At 72.2% G+C, this 16,085-nt stretch carries 15 protein-coding genes and 1 tRNA gene; 10 read left to right on the forward strand and 6 right to left on the reverse strand.

Annotation, left to right across the window (positions count from 1 at the left end; genetic code table 11):
• Positions 1 to 20: 20 nt before the first annotated feature.
• On the forward strand, positions 21 to 617 hold the full coding sequence (locus ACIO1C_RS07310; protein ID WP_401859531.1) for a TetR/AcrR family transcriptional regulator: 597 nt from the start codon (positions 21 to 23) through the stop codon (positions 615 to 617).
• 287 nt (positions 618 to 904) lie between these two features.
• Here ACIO1C_RS07310 and ACIO1C_RS07315 read toward each other — a convergent pair.
• Positions 905 to 977, reverse strand: a tRNA-Arg gene (locus ACIO1C_RS07315).
• Between the two features lie 318 nt (positions 978 to 1,295).
• On the opposite strand from ACIO1C_RS07315, the gene ACIO1C_RS07320 reads away from it, so the two are divergent.
• The 4 genes from ACIO1C_RS07320 (at position 1,296) to ACIO1C_RS07335 (ending at position 7,570) form a co-directional block, all read left to right on the forward strand.
• Positions 1,296 to 3,116 carry a dynamin family protein gene (locus tag ACIO1C_RS07320; protein WP_401859969.1) on the forward strand — a complete coding sequence of 607 codons (1,821 nt, stop codon included), beginning with the start codon at positions 1,296 to 1,298 and terminating at the stop codon, positions 3,114 to 3,116.
• Positions 3,100 to 5,085 (forward strand): GTPase, encoded by a 1,986-nt coding sequence (locus tag ACIO1C_RS07325; protein WP_401859533.1) that lies wholly within the window; start codon positions 3,100 to 3,102, stop codon positions 5,083 to 5,085. The genes ACIO1C_RS07320 and ACIO1C_RS07325 overlap by 17 nt, the downstream gene beginning before the upstream one ends.
• Positions 5,086 to 5,273: 188 nt before the next feature.
• On the forward strand, positions 5,274 to 5,819 hold the full coding sequence (locus ACIO1C_RS07330; protein ID WP_401859535.1) for a single-stranded DNA-binding protein: 546 nt from the start codon (positions 5,274 to 5,276) through the stop codon (positions 5,817 to 5,819).
• Between the two features lie 242 nt (positions 5,820 to 6,061).
• Positions 6,062 to 7,570, forward strand: coding sequence for an LAETG motif-containing sortase-dependent surface protein (locus tag ACIO1C_RS07335; protein WP_401859537.1), 1,509 nt, complete (start codon positions 6,062 to 6,064; stop codon positions 7,568 to 7,570).
• 134 nt (positions 7,571 to 7,704) lie between these two features.
• Here ACIO1C_RS07335 and ACIO1C_RS07340 read toward each other — a convergent pair whose 3' ends face one another.
• Genes ACIO1C_RS07340 through ACIO1C_RS07350 form a run of 3 tightly spaced genes read right to left on the reverse strand, consistent with a single transcriptional unit; the run spans position 7,705 to position 9,648 of the window.
• Complete coding sequence (locus ACIO1C_RS07340) at positions 7,705 to 8,130, reverse strand: arsenate reductase ArsC (RefSeq protein WP_401859539.1); 426 nt, start codon at positions 8,128 to 8,130, stop codon at positions 7,705 to 7,707.
• On the reverse strand, positions 8,123 to 9,193 hold the full coding sequence (arsB, locus tag ACIO1C_RS07345) for an ACR3 family arsenite efflux transporter (RefSeq protein ID WP_401859971.1): 1,071 nt from the start codon (positions 9,191 to 9,193) through the stop codon (positions 8,123 to 8,125). Before arsB ends, ACIO1C_RS07340 begins: the two co-directional genes overlap by 8 nt.
• Positions 9,194 to 9,252: 59 nt before the next feature.
• A complete protein-coding gene (locus ACIO1C_RS07350; protein ID WP_401859541.1) occupies positions 9,253 to 9,648 on the reverse strand; it encodes an ArsR/SmtB family transcription factor in 396 nt (131 codons plus the stop codon).
• 79 nt (positions 9,649 to 9,727) lie between these two features.
• Here ACIO1C_RS07350 and ACIO1C_RS07355 point away from each other — a divergent pair, with 79 nt between their 5' ends.
• The 4 genes from ACIO1C_RS07355 (at position 9,728) to ACIO1C_RS07370 (ending at position 13,138) form a co-directional block, all read left to right on the forward strand.
• Positions 9,728 to 10,123, forward strand: coding sequence for an ArsI/CadI family heavy metal resistance metalloenzyme (locus ACIO1C_RS07355; RefSeq protein ID WP_401859543.1), 396 nt, complete (start codon positions 9,728 to 9,730; stop codon positions 10,121 to 10,123).
• A 156-nt stretch (positions 10,124 to 10,279) separates the two neighbouring features.
• A complete protein-coding gene (gene ettA / locus ACIO1C_RS07360) occupies positions 10,280 to 11,944 on the forward strand; it encodes an energy-dependent translational throttle protein EttA (protein ID WP_401859545.1) in 1,665 nt (554 codons plus the stop codon).
• A gap of 1 nt (position 11,945) precedes the next feature.
• On the forward strand, positions 11,946 to 12,446 hold the full coding sequence (locus ACIO1C_RS07365; protein ID WP_401859547.1) for a thioesterase family protein: 501 nt from the start codon (positions 11,946 to 11,948) through the stop codon (positions 12,444 to 12,446).
• Positions 12,443 to 13,138 (forward strand): hypothetical protein, encoded by a 696-nt coding sequence (locus ACIO1C_RS07370; RefSeq protein WP_401859549.1) that lies wholly within the window; start codon positions 12,443 to 12,445, stop codon positions 13,136 to 13,138. Before ACIO1C_RS07365 ends, ACIO1C_RS07370 begins: the two co-directional genes overlap by 4 nt.
• 35 nt (positions 13,139 to 13,173) lie before the next feature.
• On the opposite strand, the gene ACIO1C_RS07375 is transcribed toward ACIO1C_RS07370, so the two are convergent.
• Positions 13,174 to 13,578: a globin gene (locus ACIO1C_RS07375; RefSeq protein WP_401859550.1), complete on the reverse strand. Its 405-nt coding sequence runs from the start codon at positions 13,576 to 13,578 to the stop codon at positions 13,174 to 13,176.
• A gap of 146 nt (positions 13,579 to 13,724) precedes the next feature.
• On the opposite strand from ACIO1C_RS07375, the gene ACIO1C_RS07380 reads away from it, so the two are divergent.
• The gene (locus tag ACIO1C_RS07380) at positions 13,725 to 14,777 is read left to right on the forward strand and encodes a methyltransferase domain-containing protein (protein WP_401859552.1); all 1,053 of its coding nucleotides are present in this window, start codon (positions 13,725 to 13,727) and stop codon (positions 14,775 to 14,777) included.
• 39 nt (positions 14,778 to 14,816) lie between these two features.
• Here ACIO1C_RS07380 and ACIO1C_RS07385 read toward each other — a convergent pair whose 3' ends face one another.
• Positions 14,817 to 16,040, reverse strand: coding sequence for an FHA domain-containing protein (locus tag ACIO1C_RS07385; protein WP_401859554.1), 1,224 nt, complete (start codon positions 16,038 to 16,040; stop codon positions 14,817 to 14,819).
• Positions 16,041 to 16,085 lie beyond the last annotated feature (45 nt).

Below are 16,085 nucleotides of genomic sequence, written 5' to 3' on the forward strand. Positions count from 1 at the left end.
GGATCGGATAGACTGGGGGCATGGGTAGGAAGTCAGACAGCAGGCAGCGGATGGTCGAGGCCGCGCGACAGCTCATCCGCGAGCGGGGCTACCACGGCACGGCGCTGTCCGACGTGGTGGAGCGGAGCGCGGCACCCCGAGGGTCGGTCTACTACCACTTCCCCCAGGGCAAGGGGCAGATGGCGGCCGAGGCGGCCGCCAGCCACGCCCAGGAGCAGGTGGAGATCATCAACCGGGCGGCGGCCGCGTCGTCGTCGGCCGAGGATCTCGTCCGTACCTACTTCGACCTGGCCCGTGAAGGCATGGTGAGCAGCGGCTATCAGCGCGGCTGCGCCATCGCGCCGCTGGTGATCGAGGCGAGCGAGGAGTCCGAGGGCCTCCAGGACGCCACGCGCCGCTCGTTCTCCGCCATGGTCGACGGCGTGGCCTTCCAGCTGATCGTGCACGGCGTGGGAAACGCCGACGCGCGGGAGCTCGCTCACGCCGTGGTGGCGGGGGTGGAGGGCGCCATGGTCACCTCGCGCGCACTGCGCAGCCCGCAGCCGTTCGACGCGGTGCGAGTGGCGCTGGCCGACCGAGCCCGGGTCCTCACCGCCGGCGTCCGGACGGCGTCGTAGGCGAATCCCTGCCGTCCCGGAGGCGGGCGGGATCCGCTCCGTACCGCAGCATATATACCGGACGACATAACTGCATTGTCTTGACCGCCGAACGCCGCCGAACGGGTTCTCCTGTCGACCGGACCGCCTCGGTCCTGTGGCGCCGGCGGTGCCGGGCAGCGGCCGGCGAGTGGCCGCGCGCGGCGCGGCGCAGCTCTGATGTGGGTCTTACGCGGTGCCCGCTACGCTGCCTCTGACCTGCGGAAAGGCTCTCCTTTGGGGAGAGCTGCGCTTCGCGCGTAGAAATGTGCCCCCGGCAGGACTCGAACCTGCGGCCAAGTGCTTAGAAGGCACCTGCTCTATCCACTGAGCTACGGGGGCCGGACGAGCGGCCTCGGGTGTCCCGGAGCCCCCGGCGGGTGGTTCCGTGACCTTGCCGGGACAAGGATAGGGCTCCGATCCCCCTGACCCGGTTGCTTCACGTGCGTGGCACGATGTGGAGGTTCAGTGAAGCGAACCGATAATCGCAGGCAGGTGCGATTCCCGCACCGCTTTTTCGCTCTCGCGCCACGGGTGTTGTGCAGTCGTTATGCCTGTGTCCCACTCATCCCGTCTGTCCCGAGTGTCTGATCGGCGCGCAGAGATGTCTATACGCTTCAAAAAGCCGCTAAAAGCGGGCATTCTTCGCATGTGGTGACCTTGGATGTACGCCCCCAGCTGATCGACGCACTCTCCGCGCTGCGCGACCGTGTCGCGGCGGTGCGTCTTCCACTGCCTCTTCCCGGGGCGCCGCGGGCCCGGCAGACCCGGGCCGAGCTGCTCGCGCAGCTCGACGACTACCTGCTGCCCCGGCTCCGCGAGCCCGACGCCCCGGTGCTCGCCGTTGTCGGCGGGTCGACCGGCGCCGGCAAGTCCACCCTCGTCAACTCCCTTGTGGGGCGCCGCGTCAGTGAGGCGGGGGTGCTGCGGCCCACCACGCGTACCCCCGTCCTGGTGTGCCATCCCGACGACCACCACTGGTTCGCGGGCATGCGGATCCTGCCGCACCTCACCCGGATCTGGCTGCCCGAGGGGGAGGACGGGGACGAGGGGGAGGTGGAGGTGGAGAGCGGCGGGGACGGGAGAAGAGACGGGACATCGGTCGGTCGAGAAGTCGGTCGAGAAGTCGGGCGGGACGCTGGACGCGGGGTCGGGCAAGGGGGCGGTCCAGGCGTCGGCTCCGGCATCGGTCGTACCTTCGGCCCCGCCGGAGGACACCCCCGGCCCTTCGGCCGTACCGGCAGGGGCGGGAGACCCGCCGGACGCGAGCGCGCCGGCGCCGACTCCCTCCGTATCGACACCGCCGCCACCCTGCCCCGAGGCCTCGCGCTCCTCGACGCGCCCGACATCGACTCGCTCGTGGTGGAGAACCGGCTGCTGGCCGCCGAGTTGATCTGCGCCGCCGACGTGTGGGTCATGGTGACCACCGCCAGCCGTTACGCCGACGCCGTGCCGTGGCATCTGCTGCGTACGGCCAAGGAGTACGACGCCTCGCTCGTGACCGTCCTGGACCGCGTCCCCCACCAGCTGGTCGAGGAGGTGTCACGGCAGTACGGGGCCCTCCTGACCAGGGCCGGCCTCGGGGACGTACCCCGCTTCACGATTCCCGAGCTGCCCGAGTCGGCCGGCGGCGGCAGCGGACTGCTGCCCACCACCGCCGTCGCCCCGCTGCTCGCCTGGCTCGCGCACCGGGTGCAGGACCCGGCGGCCCGTCAGCAGGCCGTGGTACGCACCGCGTCGGGGGTCATCGACTCGCTGGACGTACGGATGCCGGAGCTGGCGGGTGCGGTGGCCGCGCAGTACGCGGCGTCCGTACGGCTCATGGCGGCGGTGGAGGACGCGTACACCGCCGAGGGCGAGCGGGTGCGCCGTCAGCTCCAGCGCGGCGCCGTCCTGGCCGGGGACGCGCGTACCCGCTGGCGGGGCTACCCGAGGGACAGTTCGTCGCGGGAACTGCTCGACTCGCTCGTGGAGAGCCTCGGCGCGCTCCTCCAGTGCGCCGTCGCCGCCGCCGACGAACGGGTGGAGGAGGCCTGGCGGCGCGAGCCGGCCGCCGAGGGCGTCGACGTGTCGGGCGCGGACGGCGAGGTGACGGAGCGGATCGGGATGGCCGTACGGCGCTGGCGCCGCGTCCTGGAGGAGCTGGCCGAGGACGAGGTACGGCAGTTGGAACGCAGCGCCGCGCCCGAACCCGAGGCCGTCGCCGCCCTCCTCGCGACCGCCCTCCTTGGAGGGCGCCGCGCCCGGGTCGCGGGGGAGCGGCTCGCCGAGAGTGTCGGGGCGCAGGCCGCGCTGCGGCTGCGTGACCGGGGCGCCGAGCTGGTGGCGACGTACATCGACCGTGTCCTGCACGGGGAGCGCGACCGGCGGCTCGCGCCCCTCGACGCCCTTGAGGTGACGCCGGAGCCCCAGGCGGAACTGATCGCCGCGCTGTCCGTGCTCCAGAAGGAAAGCAGGAGGAAAGGTGACCGACGTGACTGATGTGAACGCCGCCGCGGACGTGACGAAGGACGCCGGCGCGGGGGGCGGGGGCGGGGCGGACAGAGCGGGCGGTACGGGGAAGGGCGCCGGGCGCTGGGACGACGGGCTGATCGCGCGCCGGGCGGGAGAGCGTGGTGCCAGGGGTCGGGCGGGCGGGCGGTCCGGGTTGGACGGGCTGGACGGCCTTGAGGGGCTGGACGGGTTGGACGGTTTGGACAGGGCGACGGACGGACGGGCCGCCGGATCCGCCCACGGACCGACCGACGGATCCGGCGGCTGGGACGGCCTCGGCGGGACCGGGCACCCCGGCGGCCCTGACGGCCCTCACGGCGCCTCCGGCGCGCTCGGGGCGGGTGAGACCCACACGCCCATCGGCGGGCCCTACGGCGGCGCCCTGCGGGTCCGGCTCGACGCCCTCGGCGAGCTCGTGGGCCTCTCCCGTACCCGCCTGGAAGGGTCCATCCTCGCCGAGGCGGGCCGCGTCCTCGACGAGGCGTCGGCCCGGCAGCGCCTGTCCTCGCGCCACACCGTCGTCGCCATCGCGGGAGCGACCGGCAGCGGCAAGTCGACGCTGTTCAACGCCCTCGCCGAAGTGCCGATCTCGGAGACCGGGCTGCGCCGGCCCACCACCTCCGCCCCGATCGCCTGCACGTGGTCGGACGGCGCGGCGGGGCTGCTCGACCGGCTCGCCATCCCGGGACGGCTGCGCCGCAGGCCGCTGGCGGGCGGGGACGGCGACGAGGAACTGCACGGCCTCGTCCTGGTGGACCTCCCCGACCACGACTCGGCCGTCACCCGTCACCGCGACCAGGTGGACCGGGTGCTGGGGCTCGTGGACGCCGTGATCTGGGTGGTCGATCCCGAGAAGTACGCGGACGCCGCGCTCCACGAGCGCTATCTGCGGCCGCTCGCGGGCCACGCCGAGGTCACGTTCGTGGTGCTCAACCAGATCGACCGGCTGCCCGGCGACGCCTCCCACCAGGTGCTCGACGACCTGCGCAGGCTGCTCGACGAGGACGGCATGGCCCTGGGCGAACACGGCGAACCGGGCGCCACCGTCCTCGCGCTCTCCGCGCTCACCGGGCAGGGCGTGGGCGAACTGCGTGAGCTGCTGGGCCGGTTCGTACAGGAACGGAACGCCGCCTCGCGCCGCCTCTCCGCCGACGTCGACGCCGCCTCCGTACGGATGCGGTCCGCGTACGTCGCCGACGGGCACCCCGGTCTCGGCGAGCGCTCGCGCGAGCAGTTCGCGGACCGGCTGGCCTGGGCCGTCGGCGCGGTGGCCGCCGGTGAGGCGGCGGAGCGCGAGTGGCAAAGGAACGCGGGGCGTGCCTGCGGCACGCCGTGGCTGCGGCTGTACCGCTGGTACGAGCGGAAGCGCACGCCCGGGGGTGAGGCCACGTCGTCCGAGGTGCTGGTGGAGGAGGAGCTGACGGCCCGCCAGCGGGTCGAACAGGCGGTCCGTACGGTGGCGGAGGAGGCGTCCGCCGGTCTGCCCGCGCCCTGGGCACACGCGGTGCGCGAGGCGGCGGTACGGGGCGCGGAGGGGCTCCCCGAGGCGCTGGACGAGCTGGCGGTGACGGTGGGGGCGCCGGTGGGCCGCCCGCCGCGCCCGGCGTGGTGGCCGGCCGCCGTCCTGGCCCAGGCCTCCATGACGCTGCTCCAGATCTTCGGCGCGCTCTGGCTGACGGGACAGATCGTCGGCGTCCTGGAACCGGGGCTGTTGCCGCCGGTGCTGGTGATGCTCGCGGGGATCATCGGGGGGCCGTTCGTGGAGTGGGCCTGCGGGGCGGCGGCGCGGGGGCCCGCGCGGCGGTACGGGCAGGACGCGGAGCGGCGGTTGCGGGAGGCGGCGGCCGGGTGCGGGCGGGCGAAGGTGCTCGATCCCGTGTCGGCGGAGCTGATGCGGTACCGCGAGGTGCGGGAGCAGTACGTGACGGTCTCGGGCGTGGTGCCGCTGGCGCGGTGAGGGGCGGCGCGGTGGCGGCGCGGCGACGGGAGCGGCGGGGCGACGGGAGCGGCCGGGGCGGGGAGTGACGGGGTGATGGACTTTTCCACAACTGGCGGGTAATCCACAGGCGTCAGCGGATTCTTTCCGTTCGGCTCAGCATGGGTGCAGTGGCATCACGCAATGCAGTCGGACGGAAGTGGGCGGTTATGAACGACACAGTGGTGACCGTGGTGGGCAATGTGGCGACGGGCGTGGAATTCAGGGAGTCGGCGACCGGGGGAGTGGCGCGGTTCCGATTCGCGGTGAGCGCCCGTCGCTGGGACCGGCAGAAGGAGACCTGGGCGGACGGGCCCACGAGCTTCTACACGGTGTGGGCGTGGCGGACCCTGGGCGCGAATCTGGCGGCCTCGGTCTCCGTCGGGGAGCCCCTCGTGGTGCACGGCCGGCTGAGGGTGCGGGAGGAAGAACGGGACGGCCAGTGGCGGACGTTCGTGGACATCGACGCGGTGGCGGTGGGCCACGATCTGACGCGCGGGACGTCGGCGTTCAGGCGTGTGGCCAGGGCGACTCCGTCCTTGACGGAGCGTCACGGCACCGCGACCCAGGGCCAGGAGGCGGCGCCGCGGACGGATCGGGCGGAGCAGGCGCGGCAGGTGCGGCAGGTGCAGGGCCAGTTGCCCGTGCCCGGGGCGGACTCCGGGGGGCGGGAGGAACCTGTCGGTGCGGGGGTGGGCGCGGGGGCCGGGGTGTAGGCGGCGGCCGGGTCCTGAGAGGTGGCTGTGAAGACTTGTCGATACGTGCGGTCGTATTCCATGGATACGTCGATCATTCGATAACGATTCCGATTCGGAACGGTTGCCTGATCGCTTGATTGGGCACCCGCGACACCCGCCGTCCATAGGATTCCGGTGTACTCACGGGGCACTTGAGTCAGCCGGCGAGGCGCAACCCCCCACGCGTCCCACGCGAAACTCCTCGCCCGAAGGGGAATTCTGTGGTCTCTGCGATATCCGAGTCACCCGCGCCGTCCGACGCGTCCGCGCTGTCCGGGGTCTCCGCGCCGTCCGTGCCGGCCGCGGGTTCCGCGTGGCGCCGGGGCGCCGCCCGCCTCGCCGCCGTCGTGCTGGTCCCCGGTCTCCTCGCGATGGGCACCCTGGCCGGGGCCGCTACGGCCGCCGCCGACGACGTGCCCCAGCACCAGGGTGGCGCGTCCGCCACGCTCGACGGACTGAAGACGTTCGGCGGCGCCGTGCTCCACACGGACGGCGCGGACCAGGAGTTGCCCGCCGGCCTGTTCGAGATGACGGTCGAGGGCGGCGGCACGCTCAAGACGTACTGCGTCGACATCCACAACCCGACCCAGGCGCAGGCGAAGTACCAGGAGACGCCCTGGGCCCAGACGTCGCTGGGCGCCAACGACGACGCGGGCAGGATCCGCTGGATCCTGGAGCACTCCTACCCGCAGGTCGACGATCTGGCGGCCCTCGCCGCGGCGGCGAAGTCCGGGCCGCTCACCGACCAGACCGCGGCCGCCGGCACCCAGGTCGCCATCTGGCGCTTCTCGGACGACGCCGACGTCGACGCCAGTGACCCGGCGGCGGAGAAGCTGGCCGACTGGCTGGAGAAGAACGCGCGCGACACCCCGGAGCCCAAGGCCTCGCTCACCCTGGAGTCCGCCGCGGTCTCCGGCAGGGCGGGCGAGCGGCTCGGACCGGTCACCGTCCGCACGAACGCCGGCCGGGTCACGGTGACCCCGCCCGTCGACGTCGGCGTGGCGGACGTCGCGAGCGCCACGGGCGTGAAGATCACGGACAAGGCGGGCAAGCAGGTCACCACCGCGACCGACGGCTCGCAGCTCTACTTCGACGTCCCCGTCGACGCCGACGACGGCACCGCCTCACTCGCCGTGCAGGCCACCACCTCCGTACCGGTCGGCCGGGCCTTCGCCGGCGTGACCAGGAGCCAGACGCAGATCCTGGCGGGGTCGAGCGACTCCACGGTCTCGGCGACGGCCACCGCCACCTGGGCCGAGGGCGGCGCCATCCCGGCGGTCTCCGCGGAGAAGAACTGCGCCAGGAGCGGGGTCGACGTCACCGTCGCCAACGAGGGGGACGCGGAGTTCACCTTCGAGCTGGCGGGCGACGAACACGCGGTCGCCCCCGGCGAGTCCCGTACGGTCACGGTGCCCGTGGTCGAGGACCAGCCGTACGAGTTCGCGGTGAACGGCCCCGACGGATTCACCAAGACCTTCAAGGGCGTCCTGGACTGCCGCACCACCGGCACCGCGCCCCCGCCGGACGAGCACATCACCACCCAACTGGGCACGGACTCGGCGGGCGCGGCCACGGCGGGCACCCCGGCCAACCTCGCCGAAACGGGCAGCTCCAGCGCGACCCCCCTCATCGCGGGCATCGCGATCGGCCTCCTCGTGATCGGCGGCGGAGCGGTCTTCCTCCTCCGCAGGAAGAAGGCCACGTCCTCGCCCCCGACCACCACCGAGTAGGAAGAGACGGCACGCATCAACACCCCCGCTCCCGGCCGAAGCCGGCGAGCGGGGTCGCGCGTGGCCGGCCGACCGCCGCCACTCGGCCGACTGACGCCGCCGCCCACGATCGACGGCGGCGCGAGCGCCCTGTTTCAGCGTGGTGCCGCTGGGGCGATTTCTTCGATGAGGGCGCGGACGCGGGTTTCGATCTCGTCGCGGATGGGGCGGACCGCGTCGGCGTTCTGGCCGGCCGGGTCGGGGAGTTGCCAGTCCAGGTAGCGCTTGCCGGGGAAGACGGGGCAGGTGTCGCCGCAGCCCATCGTGATGACGACGTCGGAGGCCTGAACCGCCTCGGTGGTCAGCAGCTTGGGGATGTTGGCCGAGAGGTCGATGCCGACCTCCCTCATGGCCTCCGCGACGGCGGGGTTGACGGTGTCGGCGGGGGTGGAGCCGGCGGAGCGGACCTCGACGCGGCCGGCCGCCAGGTGGGTCAGGAAGGCCGCGGCCATCTGGGAGCGTCCGGCGTTGTGGACGCAGACGAACAGCACCGACGGCCGCGGTGCGGTGTCCTCAGGCATGGGCGGGGTCTTCCTGGGGTGTGGGCGGGTGGGCGGGGGTGAAGTAGCGGCGGGCGTGGAGGGCCACGTACACGAGACCGATCAGGACGGGCACTTCGATGAGCGGGCCGACCACCCCGGCGAGCGCCTGGCCCGAGGAGGCGCCGAAGGTCGCGACGGCCACGGCGATGGCCAGTTCGAAGTTGTTGCCCGCCGCGGTGAACGCGAGGGTGGTGGCGCGCGGGTGGTCCAGGCCCACGGCGCGGCCCAGGAGCATGGAGCCGGTCCACATGAGCGCGAAGTAGACCAGCAGCGGCAGGGCGATGCGGACGACGTCGAGGGGCTGTGAGGTGATGGCGTCGCCTTGCAGGGCGAACAGGACGACAACGGTGAACAGCAGCCCGTACAGGGCGAAGGGGCCGAGGCGCGGGAGGAACGCGGACTCGTACCAGGTACGGCCCTTGGCCCTCTCCCCGGTACGGCGGGTGAGGTAGCCGGCCGCGAGCGGGATCCCGAGGAAGATGACCACGCTGCGGGTGATCTCCCAGACGGACACGTCGAGGCCTGTCTGTTCCAGTCCCAGCCGGCCCGGCAGGTAGGAGAGGTAGAACCAGCCGAGCGCCGAGAACGCGATCACCTGGAAGACGGAGTTGAGGGCGACCAGGACGGCGGCGGCCTCGCGGTGGCCGCCGGCGAGGTCGTTCCAGATGATGACCATGGCGATGCAGCGGGCCAGCCCGACGATGATCAGGCCGGTGCGGTAGGCGGGCAGGTCCGGCAGGAACAGCCACGCCAGGGCGAACATGAGCGCCGGGCCGGCGATCCAGTTCAGCAGCAGGGACGGCAGCAGCAGACGGCGGTCGCGGGTGACGGTGTCGAGACGGTCGTAGCGGACCCTGGCCAGCACCGGATACATCATCACCAGCAGGCCCAGGGCGATCGGAAGGGACACCCCGGTCACGGTCACCTCGGCCAGGGCGTTCCCCAGGCCCGGGACGAGGCGGCCGAGGCCGAGACCGGCGGCCATGGCGGCGAGGATCCAGACGGCGAGGTAGCGGTCGAGGAACGACAGGCGGCCGGCCACGTTCTCGGCGGGCTCTTCCTGTGCTGCCGGGGCTGCCGGCCCTTTCGGTGCGCCACCGCTCACGAATCGGCTCCCGCGCCCGCGGGCCGGGTCAGGACGCTCGCGAGCCGGTCGGTCATCTCCGGAAGCAGCCAGTAGTAGACCCACGTGCCACGACGCTCACAGTCGATGAGCCCCGCCTGCCGCAAGAGCTTGAGGTGGTGCGAGATCGTCGGCTGCGACAGGTCGAAGGCCGGGGTCAGGTCGCATACGCAGACCTCACCGCCCGCCCGCGAGGCGATCATCGACAACAGCCGCAGCCGGACCGGATCACCCAGCGCCTTGAACACCTTCGCCAGCTCCCCCGCCTGGTCCTCGCCCAGGGGAGCGGTCAACAGCCCCGGACCCGGACAGCAGCCCCCGGCCTCGTCGCTCCGACCGAGTAGCACCAGCTCTGGATTCGACTGATTCGACATCCCTCTATATTGACAGTCCTCGATTCAGGACGCAACCTTGCATCGACAGGTATCAATGCAACCCGATGGGAGCCCTGCCATGTCTCGTGTTCAGCTCGCCCTGCGCGTCAGCGACCTGGAGGCGTCGATCGCCTTCTACTCGAAACTGTTCGGCACGGAGCCGGCCAAGCGCCGCGACGGCTACGCCAACTTCGCCCTCACCGAGCCCCCGCTCAAGCTCGTCCTCATCGAGGGCGAGGCCGGCCAGGACACCCGGCTGGATCACCTCGGTGTCGAGGTCGGGTCGACCGACCAGGTCACCGCCGCGACCGGCCGCCTCAAGGAGGCCGGACTGGCCACGTTCGAGGAGAACGACACGACCTGCTGCTACGCCCTCCAGGACAAGGTGTGGGTCCACGGCCCCGGACGGGAGCCCTGGGAGGTCTACGTCGTCAAGGCCGACGCCGACACCGCAACCCGCACTGACGGAAAGTGACCGGGATGGCTCCCGGTCACCGCAGGTCGGCGCGGTGTGTCCGGGGGCTGGACGGGCGGTTTTCGCCTGGGGATGGACGTCAGGCAAGATGGGGTGTATCTGCCCTCACGCGGCGGAGCCGCACATTGGCCCTTCTCGATTGCCGGACGGTTTCTCTTGGCTGAGTACATCTACACGATGCGCAAGACGCGTAAGGCGCACGGCGACAAGGTCATCCTCGATGACGTGACGCTGAGCTTCCTGCCGGGCGCGAAGATCGGTGTGGTGGGTCCGAACGGCGCCGGAAAGTCCACCGTGCTGAAGATCATGGCGGGCCTGGAGCAGCCGTCCAACGGGGACGCGTTCCTCTCGCCCGGTTACACGGTCGGCATGCTCCTCCAGGAGCCGCCGCTCGACGAGACCAAGACGGTGCTGGAGAACGTCCAGCAGGGCGCGGCCGAGATCATGGGCAAGCTCCACCGCTTCAACGAGGTCGCCGAGTTGATGGCCACCGACTACTCCGACGCCCTGCTCGACGAGATGGGCAAGCTCCAGGAAGACCTCGACCACGCCAACGCGTGGGACCTGGACACCCAGCTCGAACAGGCCATGGACGCCCTGGGCTGCCCGCCCGGCGACTGGCCCGTCACCAACCTCTCCGGTGGTGAGCGCCGCCGCGTCGCGCTCTGCAAGCTGCTCCTCGAGGCGCCCGACCTGCTGCTCCTCGACGAGCCCACCAACCACCTGGACGCCGAGTCCGTGCAGTGGCTGGAGCAGCACCTGGCCAAGTACCCCGGCACCGTCGTCGCCGTCACTCACGACCGGTACTTCCTCGACAACGTCGCGGGCTGGATCCTGGAGCTCGACCGCGGCCGCGCCATCGGCTACGAGGGCAACTACTCCACGTACCTGGAGAGCAAGCAGGCCCGCCTCAAGGTCGAGGGCCAGAAGGACATCAAGCGCGCCAAGCGGCTCAAGGAAGAGCTGGAGTGGGTCCGCTCCAACGCCAAGGGACGGCAGGTCAAGTCCAAGGCCCGCCTGGCCCGTTACGAGGAGATGGCCGCCGAGGCGGACAAGATGCGGAAGCTGGACTTCGACGAGATCCAGATCCCGCCGGGCCCGCGTCTGGGCAGCGTGGTCGTCGAGGTCGAGCACCTCACCAAGGCGTTCGGCGACAAGGTGCTGATCGACGACCTCTCCTTCACGCTGCCCCGCATGGGCATCGTCGGCGTGATCGGCCCCAACGGCGCCGGAAAGACGACGCTGTTCAAGATGATCCAGGGCTTCGAGCAGCCCGACTCCGGCTCGATCAAGGTCGGCGAGACCGTCAAGATCAGTTACGTCGACCAGGGCCGCGGCAACATCGACCCCAAGAAGTCGCTGTGGGCCGTCGTCTCCGACGAGCTGGACTACATCAACGTCGGCCAGGTCGAGATGCCTTCGCGCGCGTACGTCTCCGCGTTCGGCTTCAAGGGCCCCGACCAGCAGAAGCCGGCCGGCGTCCTCTCGGGCGGTGAGCGCAACCGCCTGAACCTCGCGCTGACCCTCAAGCAGGGCGGCAACCTGCTGCTCCTCGACGAACCGACCAACGACCTCGACGTCGAGACGCTCTCCTCGCTGGAGAACGCGCTCCTCGAATTCCCCGGCGCGGCCGTGGTCGTCAGTCACGACCGGTGGTTCCTCGACCGGGTCGCGACGCACATCCTCGCGTACGAGGGGAACTCCAAGTGGTTCTGGTTCGAGGGCAACTTCGACTCGTACGAGAAGAACAAGGTCGAGCGCCTCGGCGCGGACGCCGCCCGTCCCACCCGTGCCACCTACAAGAAGCTGACGCGAGGCTGAGATGGCCCGGCACATCTACAGCTGCCCCCTGCGCTGGTCGGACATGGACGCCTTCGGGCACGTCAACAATGTGGTCTTCCTCCGCTATCTGGAGGAGGCCCGCATCGACTTCATGTTCCGGCTGGCGCCCGGGGACGGCTCGCCGTCGTTCTCCGGCGGGTCCGTCGTGGCCCGGCACGAGATCGACTACAAGCGCCCGCTGGTCCACCGGCACGAGCCGGTGATCATCGAGTCCTGGGTGACGGCGATCACGGCCGCGTCGCTGACCATCGCGTACGAGATCAAGGACGCCGAGGGCGCGGACGAGGTGTACGTGAAGGCCTCGACGGTGGTGGTGCCGTACAACCTGGAGGCGGGACGGCCCCGGCGCATCACCGACGAGGAGAAGTCCTTCCTCCTCCACTACCTGGACGACGGCGTGAACGGCCCGGACGGCCCGGACGGCCCGAACGGCGTCGGCGGCAAGCGCGGCAACAAGAAGAAGGATGCTCTCGCGGCATGACATCGCCCGTCCTGACACTGGACTTCGCCGACGCGAGGGAGGCGGCGGACCTCGCCGCCTTCCTCGGCCGGCTGATCCACTACGACCGCGCCGCGGCGGTCAGGATCCAGGCCGGCGGCGGCGCGCTCGCCGTGTTCGGTAGGCCGGCGTCGTTCGACGTGCTCGCCATCCGTTCGGCCAGGCTCGCCACACCGCACGTGCTGGACGTCACCGTCTCCGCGGGTGAACTCCTCGAAGGCATTGAGGAGTCGGCGGGCACGGCCGGGGTTCCGGCCGCCGTCACCGGCCCCCCGTGGGCCGGGATGCTGCCGCCGCGCGGCGGCTGGCAGCAGCTCCCCGGGCTGCCGGAGGAGGACGCGATACGCGGTGCGGTGGCCGCGGCGGTCGGCGAATTCCGTTCCAGGGACGAGAGGTTGGCGCCCGACGACCGGACCAGGGCCCAGCGGGACCGGATCGGGCGCGAGATCTGGTCCAGGACGCTCGGGGAGACCCCGCTCCCGCTGCGGGCCGCGCACGCCGCCCAGTCGCTCGGATTCCTGCGTCCGGTACGGGCGTTGGTGCCGGCGGGCGGGGCCCCGGAGAAGGCGGTGGCGCTGCTCGCGTCCGGCAACTGGCTCCGGCTGCGGACGCGGTACGGCTCGATCGCGGTACGCAGGGCCGGAGTCGGCGGCCTGTCGGTCACGCCCGCCTGAGGCCGGGCCTGAGGCAGGCCTCAGAGCCTCAGGCCTCAGCCCGCCGTGTTCACCATCGACGCGGCCGCGTACGTGAGGTAGTCCCAGAGCTGCTTCCTGTGCTCCTCGGACAGTCCCAGCTCGTCGACCGCCACCCGCATGTGCCCGAGCCACGCGTCGTGCGCGGCCTGGTTCACCGCGAAGGGGGCGTGCCGCATCCGCAGGCGGGGATGGCCGCGGTGGTCGCTGTAGGTGCGGGGGCCGCCCCAGTACTGCATCAGGAACAGCGTGAAGCGCTCCTCGGCGGGGCCGAGGTCCTCCTCCGGGTACATCGCCCGCAGCTCGGGATCCCCGGCGACCCCCTGGTAGAAGCGGTGGACCAGGCGCCGGAAGGTCTGCTCGCCGCCGACCTGCTCGTAGAAGGTCTGCTCCTGAAGGGTGCCGTGCGGAATCTCGTTCACCCGTCCATCGTCTCAGACCGCACCGGCTCTCTGCCTCGGTCCAGCGACCTAGGGCGGCCGGGCCCTTTCCAGTCCGGTCCGGTGCGGACCCGCCGTACGGACCCGGCCCACTCGCTTCCTGGCCGTGAACCCAGGACAGTGGAGAGATGGGCGCACACCGGGACCAGGACGCGTACAGACCGGACGACGCGGCGGCCGACGAGGCGCGAGCCGCGCTCGTACGGGAGATCGGCCTGTCGGGGGCACTGGACGATCCGGCCTGGCGTACGGCGTTCGCGCAGGTCCCGCGCCATCTGTTCGTCCCGTACTACTTCGTCGGGAGGCCCGGCGGCTACGACCGGCTCTGGTACGGGGACCCCGACCCCCGGCGGCGGGAGCGCTGGCTGCGCGGGGCGTACGCGGACAGCGCGATCGCGACGCGGGTACGGGACGGTGAGCTGATCTCGTCCAGCAGCCAGCCCTCCCTGATGGCCCGGATGCTGGACGAGCTGGACGTACGGGACGGCAATCGCGTCCTGGAGATCGGCGCGGGCAGCGGATACAACGCGGCGCTCCTCTCCCACCGGCTCGGCGAGGAGAACGTCACCACCATCGACCTGGACCCGGAGATCACGGAGTCCGCCCGCACCCACCTCACGACGGCCGGCCACCGGCCCGCTGTCGTCACCGGGGACGGGGCGCGCGGCTGCCCGGAGCGCGCGCCGTTCGACCGGATCATCGCGACCTGCACCCTGCCGTCGGTGCCCACCGACTGGCTGGCGCAGTGCGCCCCCGGGGCCAGGATCCTCGCCCCGCTCGCCACCGGACTGATCGCCCTCAAGGTCGGGGAGGCGGGGCCAGCGGGCCGGCCGGACTTCGCTGAAGGGCGTTTCCTCCGGACCGCGGCCTTCTTCGTACCGCTGCGGGGCACATCCAAGGGGGTGCCCATGGCGGCACGGCCCCTCGGCGGACTGCCGAAGGGCGTGACCGACAACGACCTCTTCCGCTTCCTGCTCGCGCTGACCGAGGGCAGCCTCGACCCGCACGAGGCGCTCTCCCTCTGGGAGCTGGAGCAGCGCCCGGCCCGTGAGCGGTACGGCGTCACGGTCAGCGGCGGCCGCCAGTGGGCCTGGCTGGACGACCCCGCGGGGCCGTACGTGTGGCCGCTCGAACCCACGGGTCCGGCGGCCGCCGGGCTGATCGGCCCCGGCGGACCGTGACCGGCCCGGTCGCACGCTGATCCGCCGGGCGGACGGCGCTCAGCCCCGGCGGACCGTGATCGTCGTCCAGGCGCCGACGTGCACCCGGTCGCCGTCCGACAGCGGGACCGGGACGTAGGGCTGGATCGGGTCCTCGGCGCCGTTGATCGTGGTGCCGTTCGTGGAGTTCTGATCGACGACGGCCCAGGTTTTGTCCGGCTGGCGGACCAGGACCGCGTGCTGGTGCGAGACCCCGGGGTCCTCCGGCGGGACGGACAGGTCGATGTCGGGGGACTCACCGGTGGAGTGCCGGCGGCGGCCGATGGTCAGCTGGTTCCCGTCGAGCGTGAGGTGCTGCTCGGGGGAGTACGCGGGCAGGTTCAGCCCCGTCGCCTCGGGGCCGCTGCGCTGCATCATCGCCATGAAGTACTCGCGGTCCGGGGCGACGACCGCTGTCCATGCGACGGGCGGACCGTACGGCGCGCCGGGCGGTCCGTGCTGCGGGGAGGGCGCGCCGTGCTGCGGCAGCGGCGACTGGCCGGCCGAGGGCGGCGGGAGCATCCAGTCGTCCTCGGCGGTCCCGCGCGACTGGGGCGGCGCGGGCGGGGCCGAGGACTGCTGCTGGAAGACGGGCGGGAGCGGGGGGCCCTGGTGCTGGTACGGCGACGGCGGCGGGCCCTGCTGGTGCGGGCCGCCCTGGTGCGGACCCTGCGGATGCGACCCCTGCTGAGGGGGACCCTGCTGGTGCTGTCCCTGCTGCGGCGGACCCTGCCGCTGGAAGACCGACGGCGGCGGGCCCTGCTGCGGGGCGTGGGGCGATCCCGGCTGCTGGCCCTGCTCGGCCGCGAGCGGCTCTGCGGGCCGGTTGAGCTGGGAGGGGCGCGAACTCTGGTACTCGTACGGGTCCGGCGGCCTCGGCGGCCCCTGGGACTGGAAGCCCGGCGGCAGGTTCACGCCGGGGACCGGTCCCGTGGGCCGGCTGACCGGTCCCCCCTGCGGCGCCAGCGGGGTGTACGACGTGGCCGTGTTCGTGAGGAAGTTCCACCGGCACTGCTCGCAGAACGGAGCCATCGGCTCGCGCGGGGTGCGGCACTGCGGGCAGAGCTGCGCCTGGACGGTCGCGTCGGGCACGGGAGCCGGCGGGAAGCCGTAGCCGGGCGCGGCCGGCGGTGGGGGAGGAGGCTGGGGTACGGAGCCCGTGGGCGCCGGGCCTGTCATGCGATGGCCGCAGACCTCGCACCAGTCGTCGGAACCCGACTGGTGTCCGTTCGGGCATGTGGGCATATCGGCGCTTCCCCCTTCCTGTGCGGCCCGGAGGCCGGATTTCTC

This window comes from Streptomyces sp. NPDC087420, assembly GCF_044744165.1.
Classification (GTDB): Bacteria; Actinomycetota; Actinomycetes; order Streptomycetales; family Streptomycetaceae; genus Streptomyces.

Coding starts and splice junctions, on each gene's coding strand:
- ACIO1C_RS07340 (WP_401859539.1), bottom strand. CDS start 8,130: ATGCCTGAGGACACCGCACCGCGGCCGTCGGTGCTGTTCGTCTGCGTC.
- ACIO1C_RS07370 (WP_401859549.1), top strand. CDS start 12,443: ATGACATCGCCCGTCCTGACACTGGACTTCGCCGACGCGAGGGAGGCG.
- ACIO1C_RS07385 (WP_401859554.1), bottom strand. CDS start 16,040: ATGCCCACATGCCCGAACGGACACCAGTCGGGTTCCGACGACTGGTGC.
- ACIO1C_RS07380 (WP_401859552.1), top strand. CDS start 13,725: ATGGGCGCACACCGGGACCAGGACGCGTACAGACCGGACGACGCGGCG.
- ACIO1C_RS07350 (WP_401859541.1), bottom strand. CDS start 9,648: ATGTCGAATCAGTCGAATCCAGAGCTGGTGCTACTCGGTCGGAGCGAC.
- ACIO1C_RS07355 (WP_401859543.1), top strand. CDS start 9,728: ATGTCTCGTGTTCAGCTCGCCCTGCGCGTCAGCGACCTGGAGGCGTCG.
- ACIO1C_RS07310 (WP_401859531.1), top strand. CDS start 21: ATGGGTAGGAAGTCAGACAGCAGGCAGCGGATGGTCGAGGCCGCGCGA.
- ACIO1C_RS07365 (WP_401859547.1), top strand. CDS start 11,946: ATGGCCCGGCACATCTACAGCTGCCCCCTGCGCTGGTCGGACATGGAC.
- ACIO1C_RS07330 (WP_401859535.1), top strand. CDS start 5,274: ATGAACGACACAGTGGTGACCGTGGTGGGCAATGTGGCGACGGGCGTG.